16 protein-coding genes are annotated in these 17,484 nt (G+C 62.3%); 11 read left to right on the top strand and 5 right to left on the bottom strand.

From position 1 onward, the window contains the following. Window positions 1–118: 118 nt before the first annotated feature. A complete protein-coding gene (locus ACSMDR_RS11200) occupies window positions 119–685 on the bottom strand; it encodes an LON peptidase substrate-binding domain-containing protein (protein WP_436468323.1) in 567 nt (188 codons plus the stop codon). Window positions 686–997: 312 nt separating this feature from the next. Between ACSMDR_RS11200 and argS the strand changes: the two genes are divergently transcribed. The 4 genes from argS to hslU all read left to right on the top strand — a co-directional run bounded on the left by argS (window position 998) and on the right by hslU (window position 5,721). Further along, on the top strand, window positions 998–2,743 hold the full coding sequence (gene argS, locus ACSMDR_RS11195) for an arginine--tRNA ligase (RefSeq protein ID WP_005890675.1): 1,746 nt from the start codon (window positions 998–1,000) through the stop codon (window positions 2,741–2,743). A 3-nt stretch (window positions 2,744–2,746) separates the two neighbouring features. Beyond that, a complete protein-coding gene (locus ACSMDR_RS11190) occupies window positions 2,747–3,568 on the top strand; it encodes an SPOR domain-containing protein (RefSeq protein WP_436468322.1) in 822 nt (273 codons plus the stop codon). Between the two features lie 223 nt (window positions 3,569–3,791). Next, on the top strand, window positions 3,792–4,325 hold the full coding sequence (gene hslV, locus ACSMDR_RS11185) for an ATP-dependent protease subunit HslV (RefSeq protein WP_005890671.1): 534 nt from the start codon (window positions 3,792–3,794) through the stop codon (window positions 4,323–4,325). Window positions 4,326–4,392: 67 nt separating this feature from the next. Next, a complete protein-coding gene (gene hslU, locus ACSMDR_RS11180) occupies window positions 4,393–5,721 on the top strand; it encodes an ATP-dependent protease ATPase subunit HslU (RefSeq protein ID WP_005890667.1) in 1,329 nt (442 codons plus the stop codon). Window positions 5,722–5,789: 68 nt separating this feature from the next. Here the strand turns inward: hslU and ACSMDR_RS11175 are convergent, their stop codons facing one another. After that, the gene (locus ACSMDR_RS11175) at window positions 5,790–7,187 is read right to left on the bottom strand and encodes an MFS transporter (RefSeq protein WP_436468321.1); all 1,398 of its coding nucleotides are present in this window, start codon (window positions 7,185–7,187) and stop codon (window positions 5,790–5,792) included. A gap of 186 nt (window positions 7,188–7,373) precedes the next feature. On the opposite strand from ACSMDR_RS11175, the gene ACSMDR_RS11170 reads away from it, so the two are divergent. The 7 genes from ACSMDR_RS11170 to ACSMDR_RS11140 all read left to right on the top strand — a co-directional run bounded on the left by ACSMDR_RS11170 (window position 7,374) and on the right by ACSMDR_RS11140 (window position 14,785). Further along, on the top strand, window positions 7,374–8,285 hold the full coding sequence (locus ACSMDR_RS11170) for a LysR family transcriptional regulator (protein WP_436468320.1): 912 nt from the start codon (window positions 7,374–7,376) through the stop codon (window positions 8,283–8,285). 303 nt (window positions 8,286–8,588) lie between these two features. Then, window positions 8,589–11,135 carry a nitrite reductase large subunit NirB gene (nirB, locus tag ACSMDR_RS11165; RefSeq protein ID WP_436468319.1) on the top strand — a complete coding sequence of 849 codons (2,547 nt, stop codon included), beginning with the start codon at window positions 8,589–8,591 and terminating at the stop codon, window positions 11,133–11,135. Between the two features lie 100 nt (window positions 11,136–11,235). Further along, the gene (gene nirD, locus ACSMDR_RS11160; protein ID WP_436468318.1) at window positions 11,236–11,553 is read left to right on the top strand and encodes a nitrite reductase small subunit NirD; all 318 of its coding nucleotides are present in this window, start codon (window positions 11,236–11,238) and stop codon (window positions 11,551–11,553) included. A gap of 57 nt (window positions 11,554–11,610) precedes the next feature. Further along, entirely contained in the window at window positions 11,611–12,423 is an 813-nt protein-coding gene (gene nirC, locus ACSMDR_RS11155) for a nitrite transporter NirC (RefSeq protein WP_436468317.1), read from the top strand. 12 nt (window positions 12,424–12,435) lie between these two features. Next, entirely contained in the window at window positions 12,436–13,836 is a 1,401-nt protein-coding gene (cysG, locus tag ACSMDR_RS11150; RefSeq protein ID WP_436468316.1) for a siroheme synthase CysG, read from the top strand. A 184-nt stretch (window positions 13,837–14,020) separates the two neighbouring features. Beyond that, a complete protein-coding gene (gene rraA, locus ACSMDR_RS11145) occupies window positions 14,021–14,506 on the top strand; it encodes a ribonuclease E activity regulator RraA (RefSeq protein ID WP_436468315.1) in 486 nt (161 codons plus the stop codon). Between the two features lie 45 nt (window positions 14,507–14,551). After that, entirely contained in the window at window positions 14,552–14,785 is a 234-nt protein-coding gene (locus ACSMDR_RS11140) for a 50S ribosomal protein L32 (RefSeq protein WP_152435908.1), read from the top strand. A 47-nt stretch (window positions 14,786–14,832) separates the two neighbouring features. Here ACSMDR_RS11140 and ACSMDR_RS11135 read toward each other — a convergent pair whose 3' ends face one another. The 3 genes from ACSMDR_RS11135 to ACSMDR_RS11125 form a co-directional block, all read right to left on the bottom strand. Then, window positions 14,833–15,507: a 7-cyano-7-deazaguanine/7-aminomethyl-7-deazaguanine transporter gene (locus ACSMDR_RS11135; RefSeq protein WP_436468314.1), complete on the bottom strand. Its 675-nt coding sequence runs from the start codon at window positions 15,505–15,507 to the stop codon at window positions 14,833–14,835. 104 nt (window positions 15,508–15,611) lie between these two features. Next, window positions 15,612–15,905, bottom strand: a complete 294-nt coding sequence (locus tag ACSMDR_RS11130; protein ID WP_436468313.1) for a DUF3630 family protein — start codon at window positions 15,903–15,905, stop codon at window positions 15,612–15,614. Window positions 15,906–15,960: 55 nt separating this feature from the next. After that, window positions 15,961–17,388 carry a protein adenylyltransferase SelO gene (locus ACSMDR_RS11125; protein ID WP_436468312.1) on the bottom strand — a complete coding sequence of 476 codons (1,428 nt, stop codon included), beginning with the start codon at window positions 17,386–17,388 and terminating at the stop codon, window positions 15,961–15,963. Window positions 17,389–17,484: the final 96 nt, after the last annotated feature.

Below are 17,484 nucleotides of genomic sequence, written 5' to 3'. Positions count from 1 at the left end.
TGCAGGTCAATACGGCCAGGCGCAGCTCCTGGATCAGTGCCGCCGTACTCTTTCTGGGCAAGGGAAACATTCGCCCTCAGCCCGAGAAATAGCGGGAAGTGACGGGTGAACGCCTCGATCAGTGACTGGCGACCAGCAGATTGCTCAGCAGATTGAGGGCGGGGTTGTAGTCTTCACAGGCCATCAGCCACTGCTTCTGTTCGGGGGGAATCGGCAGTACTTCTATCCAGCGCTGGGCGACCCAGCAGGCATCGTCCCAGTCGGGTTCACGATAGAGAGCGGCATATTCGGGGTAGTCACTGAAAACCTCACGCAGGGCCTGGGCCAGATTGCGCTGATCCCGTGGCAGACGGCCACACTGCCAGAGCGGCAGCGGCTCCACCTCACCGACCCGCAAGCCATCCGGCTCCTGCCAGAGATGCTGGATACGCAATCGCTCCACTCCTTGCACTGTGATGCCCAGCAGGCCATCCGGTAGCCTGTCAAAATCGATGATCCGCACCCGAGTGGCGATAGGATACATGTTGCGCAATTCATCCCCCTGGCGAACATCCCACATGCAGAGCCCGAAGCCAGCGTCGCCCGCCTCGGCGATCATCCGCTGGTATCTAGGCTCGAAGATGCGCAGCGGCATGACGCCACCGGGCAGCAAATGAGCGGAGAGGGGAAAGAGTGCCAGTTTCATACTTATATCCCGTTTCGTGTGCCTTCTCCTGATACGACACCGAAAACTCGCCAGATCATTCAGACCGAGTAGGAATAAAAACCCCTATCACCATTAGGGGAAAATAGCCTGGACAAGCCGCTTCGATATGCAGTAGAAATGGATAAGTCGCAGACAACAACGCAATATCCTGTAAAGCTGCGCACCAAGCAGTGAAATATCCGCCGCCTCAGCTGTGGAGGGTCATCCCTATAGTTTTCTCGGCCCGATGCGGGTAAAATTCACGCCCTTATATATCAGTCATATTTCGACGCATAACCTCGGTGGTCAGTCATGAAAGAGCATATTCATCATCTACTTGAACAGACGGTAGCCAACCTCAAATCCGCAGGCCTGCTGCCAGCGGAGCTGGAAGCCCGAGTGCTGGTAGATCGATGCAAGGATAAGGCTCATGGTGACCTGGCCACCAACCTGGCCATGCTGCTCGCCAAACCTGCTGGCAAGAACCCGCGCGAGCTGGCGGCCGCCATCATTGAGCACCTGCCTGCCTCTGATCTGATCGCCAAGGTCGAGATTGCCGGTCCCGGCTTCATCAACTTCTTCTTCAATCAGCAGTGGCTGACCGGTCAGGTCGACGCCATGGTGGCCAGCGCCAACGCCAACGTTAAGTTGCCGACCCCGCAAACCGTGGTGGTGGACTACTCCGCCCCCAACGTGGCCAAAGAGATGGCGGTGCACCACATCCGCAGTACCGTGCTCGGTGATGTGGCGGCTCGTGCCCTGGAGTTCCTGGGCCACAAGGTGATCCGCGCCAACCACATTGGTGACTGGGGTACCCAGTTCGGCATGCTGATCGCCTATCTGGAGAAGATGGCCAACGAGCATGCCAGCGACATGGCGCTCAAGGATCTGGAAGCCTTCTACACCCAGGCCAAGCGTTGCTACGACGAAGACGAAGCCTTCGCCGAGCGTGCTCGCAACTACGTGGTCAAGCTGCAAGGTGGCGATGAGTACTGCCGCACCATGTGGAAGAAGCTGGTCGACATGACCATGGAACAGAACCAGATCAACTACGACCGCCTGAATGTCTCCCTGACCAACAAGGACATCATGGGCGAGTCCATGTACAACGACATGCTGCCCCAAATCGTCACCGACCTGAAAGCCAAAGGGCTGGCGGTCGAGAGTGAAGGCGCCACCGTTGTCTTCCTGGACGAATTCAAGAACAAAGATGGCGAGCCCATGGGCGTCATCATCCAGAAAAGCGATGGCGGTTTCCTCTACACCACCACCGACATCGCCTGCGCCAAATACCGTTATGAAACCCTGGGCGCAGATCGTGTCATGTATTTCATCGACTCCCGTCAGCACCAGCATCTGATGCAGGCCTGGACCATCACCCGCAAAGCGGGCTATGTGCCACAGGCTGTGCCCCTCGAGCACCACGCCTTCGGCATGATGCTGGGCAAGGATGGCCGTCCCTACAAGACCCGCTCCGGTGGTACCGTCAAGCTGGTTGACCTGCTCAATGAAGCGGAAGAGCGCGCCGCCGCCCTGCTGGAGAGCCGCAACAGCGACCTCTCTGCCGAAGAGAAGGCCAATGTGGTCAACGCCATCGCCATGGGCGCGGTCAAGTATGCGGATCTCTCCAAGAACCGCACCACGGACTACATCTTCGACTGGGACATGATGCTGTCGTTTGAAGGCAACACCGCACCCTATCTGCAATATGCCTACACCCGCATCCAGTCCATCTTCCGCAAGGCCGGGGTCGAAGCCGACAGCCTCAGTGGTAAGGTCGCACTCAATGAAGATGCCGAGCTGACCCTGGCCCAGAAGCTGATCCAGTTCTCTGATGCGGTCAACGGCGTGGCCGAACGCGGCATGCCGCACCTGCTCTGTACCTACCTCTATGAGCTGTCCGGCAACTTCATGACCTTCTACGAAGCCTGCCCGATCAACAAGGATGGCGTCGATCCCGACGTTCGCCAGAGCCGACTGCTGCTGTGCGCCGCCACCGCCAAGGTACTCAAACTGGGTCTGGGCGTACTGGGTATTCATACCCTGGAGCGCATGTAATTCATGGCAACAAGGGATTATGTCGGGAGTGGCTCGAGGAGACGAGCCGGTGGTCGTAACGCCAAAAAGGCGCCACCTCGCCGCCGCTTTCCGCTGATCCCCGTCCTGCTGGCGGGGGTGCTGGTTGCCGGTTTTGGAGCCTTCCTCTATCTCATCAATGGCAAGGCCGCCGATGGCCCGACCATAGAGGAGCAGGTGCGCGCCAACAAACCCAAACCCAAGGGCCATGATCTGCCTCAGGAGAAATGGAGCTATATCGAACGGCTTGAGAACAAGCAGGTCGACATAGTGGAGCCGCCACCCCAGCCCGGGGTGCTGCCCCCGCCGCCAGCGGCGACCTTGACCCTGCAGCCCGAGAAGCTGCCCAAGCCGGTGGAAACCAAGATCCCCCAGCCGGGCACCCCCATCGGCCAGGTGCAGCCTTATCAGCCCAAGCCGATCGGCGCCCCCGTGGCCAGTGCCCAGGAGCAGGTGATCGACCAGAAGGCAGAGCGTGAGCGGATGGAGCGGGAGATCCGTGCCGAACTGGAGCGGGAACGCGCCGAAGCCGCCAAGGCCAAGGCGGCGACCCAGACGGCGGCAGCCGACGGCGGTCGCTACATGATGCAGTGCGCCGCCCTGCGCTCGCAGGATTCCGCCGAATCGCTCAAGGCGCGCATCGCCTTCGGTGCCGGCCTCTCCTCCAGCCTGCAGGTGGTCAATGGCGCCAATGGCACAGTCTACAAGGTGATGGTGGGCCCCTTCAACGGCAAAGCGGCGGCCGATGCGGCCAACCGCAAGCTGCAAGGTGCTGGCATCAGTGGCTGCATCCCCAAGAAGGGCTGACGACCCACAATGAAAAATGCGGCACCGTGGCAACAGGGTGCCGCATTTTTTTGCCTGGCGCTCCCTGCCCGGATAGCCCGCCTCAACGATATACAGCCAAACCCCCTGCCAATTCACGGCCCACTCTCGAAGCCAAGTCAGGGTTGAAAAGCCGGAACGGCAACCCCATCTCTGTTTTCATGCACAGTCATGGCCGTGAAGCGGCTCAAGCGAGGTAAGTAAAGTGACGACCATAGTTTCAGTCCGCCGCAACGGCCAAGTCGTGATCGGAGGGGATGGCCAGGTATCCCTGGGCAACACCGTCATGAAGGGCAACGCCCGCAAGGTCCATCGCCTCTATAACGGCAAGGTGCTGGCGGGTTTCGCTGGCGGTACCGCCGATGCCTTCACTCTGCTTGAGCGCTTTGAAGCCAAACTGCAGGCGCATCAGGGCAATCTGGAGCGCGCCGCCGTGGCGCTGGCCAAAGATTGGCGCACCGACCGCGCCCTGCGCCGCCTCGAAGCCCTGCTGGCGGTCGCCGATGAGCACAAATCTTTCATCATTACCGGCAACGGTGATGTGGTGCAGCCAGAACATGACCTCATCGCCATCGGCTCTGGCGGAAACTTCGCCCAGTCTGCCGCCACCGCCCTGCTGGAAAATACCGATCTGGATGCCAAATCCATCGTCGAGAAGTCCCTCAAGATTGCGGGCGACATCTGCGTCTTCACCAACGGCAACCACACCATAGAAGTGCTGGACTACGCGGCCAAGTAAGGCCGCCAAACCAAGCCCCCATTTTGCAAGGGGTGGGCCTGCCCGCCCCTGATACAGGAATGCCATCATGTCCGAGATGACCCCCAGAGAAATCGTCCACGAGCTGGACAGACACATCATCGGCCAGGCCGATGCCAAGCGTGCCGTCGCCGTCGCCCTGCGCAACCGCTGGCGCCGTATGCAGCTCAGCGAAGAGATGCGCCATGAAGTGACCCCGAAAAACATCCTGATGATAGGCCCGACCGGGGTCGGCAAAACCGAAATAGCCCGTCGCCTCGCCAAGCTGGCCAATGCCCCCTTCATCAAGGTGGAAGCGACCAAGTTCACCGAAGTCGGCTATGTCGGCAAGGAAGTGGACAGCATTATCCGCGATCTCACCGATGTGGCCATCAAGCTCATCCGTGAATCCGAGATGGAGAAGAACAAATACCGCGCCGAGGAGGCCGCCGAAGAGCGCATTCTCGATGCCCTGCTGCCCAACCCGCGCAACACCTGGGGCGAAGAGGAGAAGGCGGACAACTCAAACAGCCGCCAGATCTTCCGCAAGAAACTGCGGGAAGGTCAGCTGGACGAGAAAGAGATTGAGCTGGATCTGGCCACGCAGCAGATGGGCGTCGAGATCATGGCCCCGCCCGGCATGGAGGAGATGACCAACCAGCTGCAGGGGCTGTTCCAGAACCTGGGGCAGGGTCAGAAGAAGAAGCGCAAGCTCAAGGTCAAAGAGGCCATGAAGGCGCTGATCGAAGAGGAGGCCGCTCGCCTGGTCAATCCGGAAGAGCTGAAGCAAAAAGCCATCCATGCCGTCGAGAACAACGGTATCGTCTTCCTCGACGAAATAGACAAGATCTGCAAACGTGGCGAAAGCTCGGGCCCGGATGTCTCCCGCGAGGGAGTACAGCGGGACCTGCTGCCCCTGGTCGAAGGCTGTACCGTCAATACCAAGCACGGCATGGTGAAAACCGACCATATACTGTTCGTCGCCTCCGGCGCCTTCCAGGTGGCTCGCCCGTCGGACCTCATCCCCGAACTGCAGGGCCGCCTGCCAATTCGGGTCGAGTTGACCGCACTGACCACTGGCGATTTCGAGCGCATCCTGACCGAACCGAACGCCTCCCTGACCGATCAGTACCAGGCACTGATGGCCACCGAAGGGGTCAAGATAGAGTTCACTCAAGATGGTATCCGCCGTCTGGCCGAGGCGGCCTGGCAGGTCAACGAGCGTACCGAAAACATCGGTGCCCGCCGTCTGCATACCGTGATGGAGCGATTGATGGAAGACATCTCCTATGATGCCTCCGAGAAGTCCGGCGAGACCTTCGTCATCAATGCCGACTACGTCAATGCCCACCTCGGGGCCCTGATCGAAGATGAGGATCTGAGCCGCTACATCCTGTAAGCGAGTCTCGGCACTGCACTGACGCCTCCACCATGGAGGCGTCTTTTTTCTGTCCCATGCACCTTCATTCAAACCACTATCAGTGCCTCCTCCTCCCTGCGCCCCACCAGCCATAGCGCCAACCCTATGAGCAGACCGGTCAGGGCAAAGGTAAGCTGAGTACCGAACACCAGATCGGTCGGCATGGCCATGCTCAGATTGTGCGTCCCCACCAGGGTGGCAAACAGGCCACCGAGCCCGGCCGCCCCCGCCAGCTGGCCCAGATTGCGCGACAGGGTCAACAAGCCCGCCACGGCGCCCCGTGCCTGCTCACTCGCCCCACCGACCACGGCGCTGTTGTTGGCGGTCTGGAACAATGCATAACCGGCCGTCAGCAACAGTATGGGCAGCAGATAGCCGAGCGGACCATAATAGCCAGCCGTCAGGCTAGCCAGCCCAAGGGCTGCGATCGTCATGACCATCAACCCCAGCCGAACGATCCGGCGCGAACCAAACCTGTCCACCAGCCAGCCGGCAGGCATCCCCGTCAAGGCGGCAAGCAGGGGCCCCCCCGAGATCATGAGCCCGATGGTCGCCATGTCGAGCTCGAACACGCCATGCAGGTAGAAGGGGCCGATCAGCAGGGTCACCACCATGACGCTGGCCACCAGGGCACTGGCGAGCAAGCCGCCCCTGAGTCGGGGTTCGGCCAGCAGCACCAGTGGTAACAGAGGAGAGGATTCGAGGCGCTCGCGGCGAATGAACAAGGCAGTGACAAGCAGTGCTCCCACCCCCAACTCCAGCGCCAGAGCGCCCCCCGAGGTCAGCGCCAGCCCGTAGCAGAGCAGCGCTACCACCAGCATCGACAGGCTCGCCAGATTGATCCTCTTCCTCTGTGGCAAAGCGCCATCCGGGGGCAGGCCGACCATGCCGGCGCCCAGTGCCAGCAGGCTAACGGGCACCAGCAGCAGGAAGGGGGCCTGCCAGCCAAACCCGCCGATCAGCAGGCCGCCGAACGAGGGGCCAAGGGCAGTGCCACAGGCCGACAGGGTGCCAAGCAATCCCATGCCCCAGCCACGCCGTGCTGGCGGCACCAACTGCCCCACCATGGCCAGCGCCAGGGAGAGCATGCAGGCAGCCCCGGAGCCCTGCAGGACGCGCGCCGCAATCAACCAACCTATGGTGGGTGCCAGGGCGCACAGCAGGGATGCCAGCGCAAACAGTGCCACTCCCCAGAGCAGCAAGCACCGCCGGCCAACTCCATCGCCAAGCCGGCCGGCCACCACCGTCAGACAGGTGATCCCCAGCAGATAGGCCACCAGCACCCACTGCACGCTGGCAAAGGGGACGGCAAACACCTGTCCCAGCGCAGGCAGTGCCATGTTGGCCATGCTCCCCGCCAGCATGGGCAACAGGGTGGCGAGGCCGAGTGCCAGCAGGCCTAGGCGGCGAGCGGCAGGGGTCGGGAGGGGGTTGAGTGGCGACATGATCCGATCTCCGGCAGAGGATGATGCCCACAAGGCTAGCGGGAGGCATGATCAGGCGGAAGACGCACGACTTGCAGCTTATAGCTGCGCAGCACGCCATATGAAGAACCGGATTCTCGCGTATGCTGAACGCATCAGACCACCATCAGTTGGTCACTCCGCATACCCGGCCGATGAGGCACCACCATGAGCACTCCCGATTTCAATCTGCTGCTGACCCTGGATGCGCTGCTCGATGAGGGCAGCGTGGCCGGGGCCGCCAGGCGGCTGCGCCTCAGCCCCTCTGCCATGAGCCGGGCCCTGGCCCGTCTGCGTGACACGACCGGGGATCCACTGCTGGTGCGCGCAGGCCGGGGGCTGGTGCCCACACCGCGTGCGCTGGCCCTGCGCGAGCGGGTCAGCCAGCTGGTGCAGGAGGCCGAGGCCGTGCTGCGCCCCCAGCAGGAGATAGACCCGGCCCACCTGGTGCGCACCTTTCGGCTGAGATCCAGCGACGGTTTCGTGGAGGCGGTCGGTACGGCCCTGCTGACCCGGCTCGCCGCCGAGGCACCCGGGGTACGGCTGCATTTCATGGCCAAGCCCGACAAGGAGAGCCACCTTCTGCGCGGCGGCGAGCTGGATTTTGAAACCGGCGTGATCGGCACCCATACGGCGCCCGAGCTGCATACCCAGGCGCTGTTCCAGGACAGCTTCGTCGCCGTGGTGCGACCGGGCCACCCCCTGTGCGAAGGCCCTCTGACCGCCGCCCGTTATGCTGCCGCCCGCCACATCATGGTGTCGCGGCGTAGCTTGGAGCAGGGCCCCATCGACGAGGCGCTCGCAGCCCTGAAGCTCGAGCGAACCATCGCCACCCTGGTGCCGGGCTTTGCCACTGCGCTGGCGCTGGTGCGGGGCATCGATCTGGTGGCGACCGTGCCCGCCCTGCACTGCGCCGCCCTGCACGCCGATCTGGTGACCCTGCCCCTGCCCTTCCCCTTGCCCGGGATCACCCTGGCCCTGCTCTGGCATCCACGACTGGACGCCGATCCGGCCCACCGCTGGATGCGCGCCCTCATCCGCGAAACCTGCGCCCGCGCGCCCTATCAGGCCAAGCGGTGATCTGCGCCGCCATAATCCGCTGCACCAACCAGATGCCACACAGTGAAAGCACCTCTGCCGAGGTGCTTTATTTCATGATGTCTGGCCAGAGGGGCCAGCCCCTCTTGCACCTCCTGGCCTCATGACAGCCAAAGTCCAGAATGCACCACAGGTATACCCATTTATGCATAGTGTTGAATCTAACCGGATTAACCCTTAGGGGATATATAAATAGACACTTGATTTGCATCAATAGCCTACCACTGCTCACTGGTTAGCCTTGGCTCAGATATGACGTTTTATAACTCCAAACTTGAGGCAACTATGAGCAAAGTCAGACTGGTCGTTGTGGGCAACGGCATGGTGGGGCACCGCTTCATCGAAGAGTTGATCGAGCGGGCCGACCCGGGCCGCTACGAGATCACCGTCTTCGGTGCAGAACCCCGTCCCGCCTACGATCGCGTCCATCTCTCCTCCTACTTTTCCCACCACACCAGCGAAGATCTCTCCCTCGTCAAACCCGGTTTTTACGAGAAGCACGGCATCCGCCTGCTGCTCGGCGAAGCGGTGAAAAAAATCGACAGGGCGGCCCGCGAAGTGCATTCCAACAAGGGCACTGTGGTCGGTTACGACAAGCTGGTGCTGGCCACCGGTTCCTACCCCTGGGTGCCGCCCATCCAGGGCAGTCAGCACCACGAGTGCTTCGTCTACCGCACCATCGAGGATTTGAAAGCCATCCGCAGCGCCGCCAGGAGCGGCAAGAGCGGGGTGGTGATCGGGGGCGGCCTGCTTGGCCTCGAAGCCGCCGGTGCCCTCAAGGCACTGGGTCTCGAGACCCATGTGGTGGAGTTTGCGCCGGTGCTGATGGCCGAGCAGCTCGACGGTCAGGGCGGCCAGCTGCTGCGCCGCAAGATTGAATCCATGGGCGTGCAGGTACACACCAGCAAGAGCACCAACGAGATCCTGATGCATGGCGGTGAGCAGGCGAAGCACCGCCTCGTCTTCGCCGACGGCAGCCAGCTTGAGGTGGATGTGGTGGTCTTCTCCACCGGCATCCGCCCGCAGGATACCCTGGGCCGTTACTGTGAACTGGCCATAGCCCCGCGTGGCGGCGTAGCTGTCGACGATCACTGCCTCACCTCAGACCCCGACATCTACGCCATCGGCGAGTGCGCCGCCTGGCAGGGTCGCTTCTTCGGCCTGGTGGCCCCGGGCTACAAGATGGCCCAGATCACGGTCGACCATCTGCTAGGCGGCGACAGCCGTTTCGAAGGGGCGGACATGAGCGCCAAGCTCAAGCTGCTCGGCGTCTCCGTCGGCTCCATCGGTGATGCCCACGGCCGCACCCCGGGCAGCCACAGCTATGTATTCCAGGACGATCAGGCCGGCGTCTACAAGCGTATCGTGGTGAGCGAAGACAACAGCCGCCTGCTCGGCGCCGTGCTGGTCGGTGACGTGGATGACTACGGCAACCTGCTGCAGCTGATGCTCAACGCCCTGCCGCTGCCGAGCCACCCGGACACCCTGATCCTGCCCGCCTACGCCGGCGCCAAGCCGACCCTGGGGGTGGATGCCCTGCCCGCCAGCGCCCAGATCTGCTCCTGCTTCGACGTCTCCAAGGGCGACATAGCCCAGGCGGTCGCGGAAGGGCACACCACTTTGGCCGCCATCAAGCAGCACACCAAGGCCGGTACCGGCTGCGGCGGCTGCGTACCCCTCATCAGCCAGGTGCTCAACGCCGAGCTGGTGAAGCAGGGTATCGAGGTCAACAACCACCTCTGCGCCCACTTCCCCCACTCCCGCCAGGAGCTGTTCCACCTGGTCAAGGTGGAGGGGATCAAGAGTTTCGACGAGCTGCTGGTCAAGCACGGTCACGGCCATGGCTGCGAGGTGTGCAAACCGACCGTCGGCTCCATCCTCGCCTCCTGCTGGAACGACTATGTGTTGAGCCCGCGGAGCACCCAGCTGCAGGACACCAACGACATCTTCCTCGGCAACATGCAAAAGGACGGCAGCTACTCCGTCATCCCGCGCATGGCCGGTGGCGAAGTGACCCCGGCAGGGCTGCTGGCGGTGGCCGAAGTGGCCCGCGACTACAAGCTCTACACCAAGATCACCGGCGCCCAGCGCATCGGCCTGTTCGGGGCCCAGAAGGATGATCTGCCCGCCATCTGGCGCAAGCTGCTGGCGGCGGGCTTCGAGACCGGTCAGGCCTACGCCAAGGCACTGCGCATGGCCAAGACCTGCGTCGGCAGCACCTGGTGCCGCTTCGGCGTGCAGGACAGCGTCGGCCTCGGGGTCTTCCTCGAGAACCGCTACAAGGGCATTCGCACCCCGCACAAGATGAAGTTCGGCGTCTCCGGCTGTACCCGCGAGTGTGCGGAAGCCCAGGGCAAGGATGTCGGCATCATCGCCACCGATGCGGGCTGGAACCTCTATGTGGGCGGCAACGGCGGCATGAAGCCGCGCCACGCCGACCTGCTGGCCTCCGATCTCGACCGCGAGACCCTCATCAAGCTGATCGACCGTTTCATGATGTTCTACGTCACCAGCGCCGACAAACTGCAGCGCACCTCGGTCTGGCTCGGCAACCTGGAAGGGGGCGTCGACTACCTGCGCGAGGTGATAGTCCACGACAAGCTGGGGCTGGCCGACACCCTGGAGCGCGATATCCAGCGCCTTATCGACAGCTACGAGTGCGAATGGTCGCGCACCCTCAACGAAGAGCAGGCGTTGCAGCGCTTCAGCCACTTCATCAACAGCGACAAGCGTGACCCGGACGTTCAGTTCGTCGCCGAGCGCGACCAGCACAGGCCCGCCACCCCGGCCGAGCGCATCCCCGTCTACCAGATCGAGGTGGAAACCAAATGATGAAACTTGCCTGCCAACGCAATGACATCCTGTCGGGCTGTATGGACGTTTGCGCCCTGCTCGATAGCCAGTTCATCCAACTCGATGTGGAGATTAAGCGATGAAATTAGCCTGCCAACTCAACGACATACTCCCTGGCACCGGCGTCTGTGCCCTGCTGGAAGGGCGCCAGATCGCCCTGTTCCGCCCGAGCGCGGCCGCCGAGGTGTTCGCCATCGACAACCGGGATCCCTTCTTCGCCGCCAACGTGCTGTCGCGTGGCATCGTAGGTGAACACGAGGGTGAGCTCTGGGTCGCCAGCCCGCTCAAGAAGCAGCACTTCCGTCTGCGCGACGGCCACTGCCTCGAGAACGCCACCATGTCGGTGCAAAGCTACCCCGTTGAAGTACGCGACCAGCAAGTCTGGGTCGCCGTCTAAAGCCGATTTCACTCTCTTTCGGGCTGCCCGCGGGCGGCCCTCTTGAAGGAAACAAAGATGTATACCGACACCATAAACAAGTGCGCCGCCAACGCGGCCCGCATCAATCGCTTCGAGCGCAGCGACAAGCTCGGCTTCTGGCTCAGCTCCGCCATGGCGGGGGCCTATGTGGGCCTGGGCATCATCCTCATCTTCACCCTGGGCAACCTGGTGGATCCCAGCGTGCGTCCGCTGGTGATGGGGGCCACCTTCGGCATAGCCCTGACCCTGGTCATCATCGCAGGCTCCGAGCTGTTCACCGGCCACACCATGTTCCTCACCTTCGGGGTGAAGACGGGCAAGATCACCATGGCCGACCTGCTGCGCATCCTGCCCCAGACCTGGGCCGGCAACCTGCTCGGCTCCATAGCAGTGGCGCTGATCTACTCCTACGGCGGCAGCCTGCTGCCGGACGCGGGCAGCCTGGCCCACAAGGTGGCGCTGGCCAAGACCCAGGCACCGGCCCTGACCCTGTTCATGAAGGGCGTGCTGTGCAACTGGCTGGTCTGCCTCGCCATCTGGATGGCGCTGCGCACCGAGGGTGCCGCCAGGTTCATCGCCATCTGGTGGTGCCTGCTGGCCTTTATCGCCTCCGGCTACGAGCACTCGGTCGCCAACATGACCCTGTTCGCCCTCTCCTGGTTCGGCGCCCACTCCGAGGCCTACACCCTGGGCGGCATCGGCCACAACCTGCTGTGGGTGACCCTGGGCAACACAGTCTCCGGCGCCCTCTTTATGGGCCTCGGCTACTGGTATGCCACCCCCAAGGCTGAGCGCCCGGTCGCGGTGAACGAGACCACCACCACTGCCAGCCAGACCCAAACCGCCTGATCAGGAGGCCCCATGGACTACTTGCCCATCTTTTGCCGACTCGACAACAAACCCGTGCTGCTGGTCGGCGGCGGCGAGGTGGCGGAGCGCAAGGCGCGCCTGCTGCTGGACGCCGGCGCCCGGCTGACTGTGGTCTCTCCCGTGCTCGACCCCGAGCTGGCGGAACTGGCTGACAACGGGAGCATCGAGTGGCTGGCCGATGAATTCGCGCCGGCACAACTGACGGGCAAGTGGCTGGTGGTGGCCGCTACCGATCGGCGCGAGGTGAACGCCCTGGTCTACCAGAGCGCCAATCAGGCACGGATCTTTGCCAACGTGGTGGATGACCCGACACGCTCCAGTTTCATCATGCCGTCCATCATCGACAGATCGCCGCTGATGGTGGCCATCTCCTCCGGCGGCAAGGCCCCGGTACTGGCCCGGCTGCTGCGGGAGAAGCTCGAAGCCCTGCTGCCCCAGCACCTGGGGGCCGTGGCGGCCTTTGCCGGCAGCCTGCGGGATCGGGTCAAGGCCCGCTTCGCCACCATGGGGGAGCGACGCCGCTTCTGGGAGCGGCTGCTCGGGGCGGATCGGCTCGGTCAGGCGCTGGCACGGGGTGACAAGGCCTCGGCCAACCAGCTGGCCGACGCTCTGTTTGCCGAGGATGCCGGTGCCCAAGGGGAAGTGATCCTGGTCGGTGCCGGCCCCGGCGATCCGGGCCTGCTCACCCTGCACGCCCTGCGCCACATGCAGCAGGCGGACCTGGTGGTCCATGACCGGCTGGTCTCGGACGAGGTGATGGCGCTGGTGCGCCGCGACGCCAAGCGCATCTTCGTCGGCAAGCAGGCGGGCAACCACTGCGTGCCCCAGGAGGGCATCAACCAGCTCTTGCTGGAGGAGGCGAAGAAGGGGCAGCGGGTGGTGCGGCTGAAGGGAGGTGACCCCTTCATCTTCGGCCGTGGCGGCGAGGAGCTGGAGACGCTCGTTGGTACTGGCATTGGCTTTCAGGTGGTGCCGGGGATCACCGCGGCCAGCGGCTGCGCCGCCTACGCCGGCATTCCCCTCACCCACCGGGATCATGCCCAGAGCGTGCGCTTCGTCACCGCCCACGGCAAGGGGGGCGCCCAGGATCTCGACTGGCCGCTGCTGGCCAAAGACAGGCAGACACTGGTGTTCTATATGGGGCTTTCCTCCTGCACCGTGATCCGCGAGCAACTGCTGGCCCACGGCAAGGGGGGCGACACCCCGGTGGCGCTCATCGAGCGCGGCACTCGGCCGGATCAGCGGGTCATCCGCGGCACCCTCGACCAGTTGCCGGAGCTGGCCGTCGGGGTCGAGAGTCCCGCTCTTATCATGGTGGGCTCCGTGGTAACCCTGGCCGACCAGCTCGCCTGGTTCGGGCAGCACGCCCCCGGAGAGAGGGTTTCGGCCTGAAGGTGGATGACCTCAGTTTGGATCAGGAAAAACGCGGCCAGAGTGGCCGCGTTTTATGCTGAATATCGCCCCATGGATGTCGTGATAAAAGTCGCCATTCACTTGTTGTTCAAGGAATATTCATTGAAATGCCGGGCCCAGTCCCTATACTGGATCCACCTGTTTCCAGCGGTGGACTGACACAATGGAATACAATACTTCAGAACTGTGCGACATCTATCAGGACATGGTCGATGTACTCGAACCCATGCTCTGCTCCTTCGGCGGACGCGCCTCCTTCGGTGGTGTTATCACCACAGTCAAATGCTTCGAATCCAACGGTCTGATCCGTGAGATGGTCAAGGAAAACGGCGTCGGCCGCGTGCTGCTGATCGATGGCGGTGGCTCCATGCGTCGGGCGCTGATCGACAGTGACATAGCAACCACGGCGGCAGAAAACGAGTGGGAAGGCATCGTCTGCTACGGCTGCGTGCGTGAGGTCGACGTGCTGGAAGATCTGGATATCGGCATTCAAGCCCTGGCCGCCATACCGGTCGGTGCCGACAGCAAGGATGTGGGTGAAACGGATCTGCCGGTCAACTTCGGCGGCGTGACCTTCCTGCCGGATGACCACCTCTACGCCGATACCACCGGGGTCATTCTCTCCCCCGAACCGCTGGATATCGAATAAGCGGATTCACGTTCGCAGAATGGGAGCCCATGGCTCCCATTTTTTATGGGTGAAAGCCGCGGTAAAGACCTGGAAAGTGCAGGAAAACTGGCAAAAAAAGAGGGCCAGAAGAACTGGCCCTATAACTGGAAGCAATGTGAGCAATGTCGTGCTTTCACAAGAAGTCACCATGTTGGAACTGATGGGGTCTATCCCGGAACGCAAGTTAACAATAATCATTCTCATTTGAATTGGCAACTCTTATTTCTCGATATTGCCAAAAATGTGCAAAAAAATTGACCACCCTGAGGTGGCCAATGCGGCATATCTGCTGACAAGCCTGGGTATCAGGCATTGCGCGCCTCACCCTGCAGGGCAGCAGGATTGGGATCCCCCACCAGTTTGCGGCTAAGATAGCGCAGCAACACGCCGTAGAGCGGTACGAACAAACCAAGGCTTATCAGTAGCTTGAATACATAGTCCACGGTCGCTATCTCGACCCAGTGCTCCGCCATGAAGGGATCGTCACTGCGCCAGAAGGCGATGCTGAAGAAGGCAAGGGTATCGACCAGATTGCCGATCAGGGTCGATGCCGCCGGTGCGATCCACCAGGCTTTGAGCAGCCGCAGCCGGTTGAACACTATCACGTCCATGAACTGGCCGATCAGATAGGCCATGAAGCTGGCCAAGGCAATCCTGGCCACGAACAGATTGAAGGTCGCCAGATTGGCTATGCCCTGATAACTGCCCTCGAAGAAGAGCACGGACAGCACATAGGAGACCAGCAATGCCGGCATCATCACCCTCTGTATGATCTTGCGCGCCAGACCGGCGCCGAAGATCCGTACAGTGAGATCCGTGGCCAGGAAGATGAACGGGAAGCTGAACGCTCCCCAGGTGGTGTGAAAACCGAAAATGGTGATCGGCAGTTGCACCAGGTAGTTGCTGCTGGCGATGATCAGTATGTGGAACAACGCGAGTCGCGTCAGCGCCGTCTGGTGCTGAGCAGGGGTCAGGTTCATATTGTGACCTTTTTGGTTAATGGGGTTAGGGAACCCATAGCACCACCATGGCGCTAATACGGCAGTTATCGAGGGGCGGCATTATACGCCCCCCGCGCCATAGTTCAATCCTTGTACCGTTGACTCAGCCAGCGCAGCGTTGCACGCCCCTCCTCGTCATCGGCGCTGAGCCAGCAGCCACTGTAATGCTCAAAATGCAGCCAGATACGCGTACCTTCAAAGCCAAGTTGCCAACTGTGACGATCAGCGCCGCTATCTTGCAAGAGCAGCTCCAATTCCCACTCATCCAGCAGACCGGCAGCCAGGGGCGGGAAGTTGTCCCAATCGAGATTGTGGTGGGCCAGCAACAAGGTGCCGCTCGCCTCATCCATTCCAATCAACTGCCAGTTCAATGACATAGACATTCCCAGCCATATACGCCTACCCGATCCAGGGGTCTGTTCTGGCCCGGATTTAGCTGCTGCATGAGAGCGCCTCCCCCTGATACCAGCTGGGGTGCGGCGTGGCGAGATCCTCGAATTCGCTCTGCTCGGCATAGGGATGCTGCAACGCAGCATAAAGTCGCTCGAAGGGCGCCATGTCACCGCGCTCGGCCGCATCTATCACCTGTTGGGCCAGGGCATTGCGCAGCACGTATTTGGGATTGAGCTGGTTCATGCGGGCACGGCGCGACCCACTATCCTCCCCCTCCCGGGCGAGACGTTCACGATAGCTGGTCAACCACCCTTGCCAGGATCCGGCATCGGGCAGAAGGGCCAGCAGGGGAGCGGGCCAAGGACCGCTCGGCTCGAGCAAGGCCAGGCGGCGCAGGAAGAGGTGGTAATCAACCCTGTCCGCCGCCAGCTGCTGGAACATCTGGCGGAACAGGCTGGGATCATCCTCCTCCCACTGCGTCAGCCCCAGCTTGCCGCGCATCAGCTCGGAGTAGTGCAGCATCAGATGATGTTCGTACTGACCCAGTGCCGCGGCCAGGGCCTCGCCGTCCACATGACCCGCCAGGGCCTGAGCCAGCTTCTGCAGGTTCCAGTAACCCACGGCAGGCTGCTGGCTCAAGGCATAACGGCCGCCACTGTCGGTATGATTGCAGACAAAGTCGGGCTCGTAGCCATCGATGAAACCATAGGGGCCATAGTCCAGGGTCAGCCCCAGGATCGACATGTTGTCCGTGTTCATCACGCCATGGGTAAAGCCAACCGCTTGCCACTTGGCGATCAGACGGGCGGTACGACGCACCACCTCCGCAAACAGCTCGGCGCCGCTCTCCAGTTCGGGGAAGTGATGGCGCAGCAGATAGTCGATCAGCAAGGGGATTTTCTCCCCCTGACCGCTCCAGGCGAAGTATTCGAACTGGCCGAAGCGCAGGTGGCTCGGCGCGGTGCGCAACACTGTCGCCCCCGTTTCCACCGTCTCGCGATAGACAGGCTCGTCACTGCCAACCAGCACCAGGGCGCGGGTGGTAGGAATGTCGAGGGCATGCAGCGCCTCGGAGGCCAGGTACTCGCGGATGCTGGATCGCAGCACGGCACGGCCATCACCAAAGCGGGAGAAGGGCGTCTTGCCCGCCCCCTTCAGGTGCAGATCCCAGAGCCCGCCCCCGGGAGTCCGCTGCTGGCCGAGCAACAGGGCACGACCATCGCCCAGACGCGGGCTGTAGCCGCCGAACTGATGGCCCGCATAGACCTGAGCCACGGGCTCCATGCCTGGCAAGGGGTTGGCCTCGCCGCAGCAAGCGAGCCAATCGGCATCCGTCACTCCGGCCAAGCCCAGTTCGGCGAGCAGGGGGCGATTGAGGTGTAGCAGGCGCGCGTTGGCCAGGGGCTGGGGCGCCACCGGTTCACAGGCCCAGGGCAATTCGGCGGCGAAAGTATTGATCAGCTTCATGGTGGTGCGATTCGTCCCTGCGTATGCTCGTGTCACTCTGTTATACCGCCGCCAGCCCAATCCGGCCAACGGGCGATGGCCCAATTTCATATCAAG

Source organism: Aeromonas molluscorum, assembly GCF_051376105.1.
GTDB lineage: Bacteria > Pseudomonadota > Gammaproteobacteria > Enterobacterales > Aeromonadaceae > Aeromonas > Aeromonas molluscorum.
The sequence above is the reverse complement of the archived record's forward strand: the minus strand, read 5'-3'. Positions and strand labels throughout refer to the sequence as shown.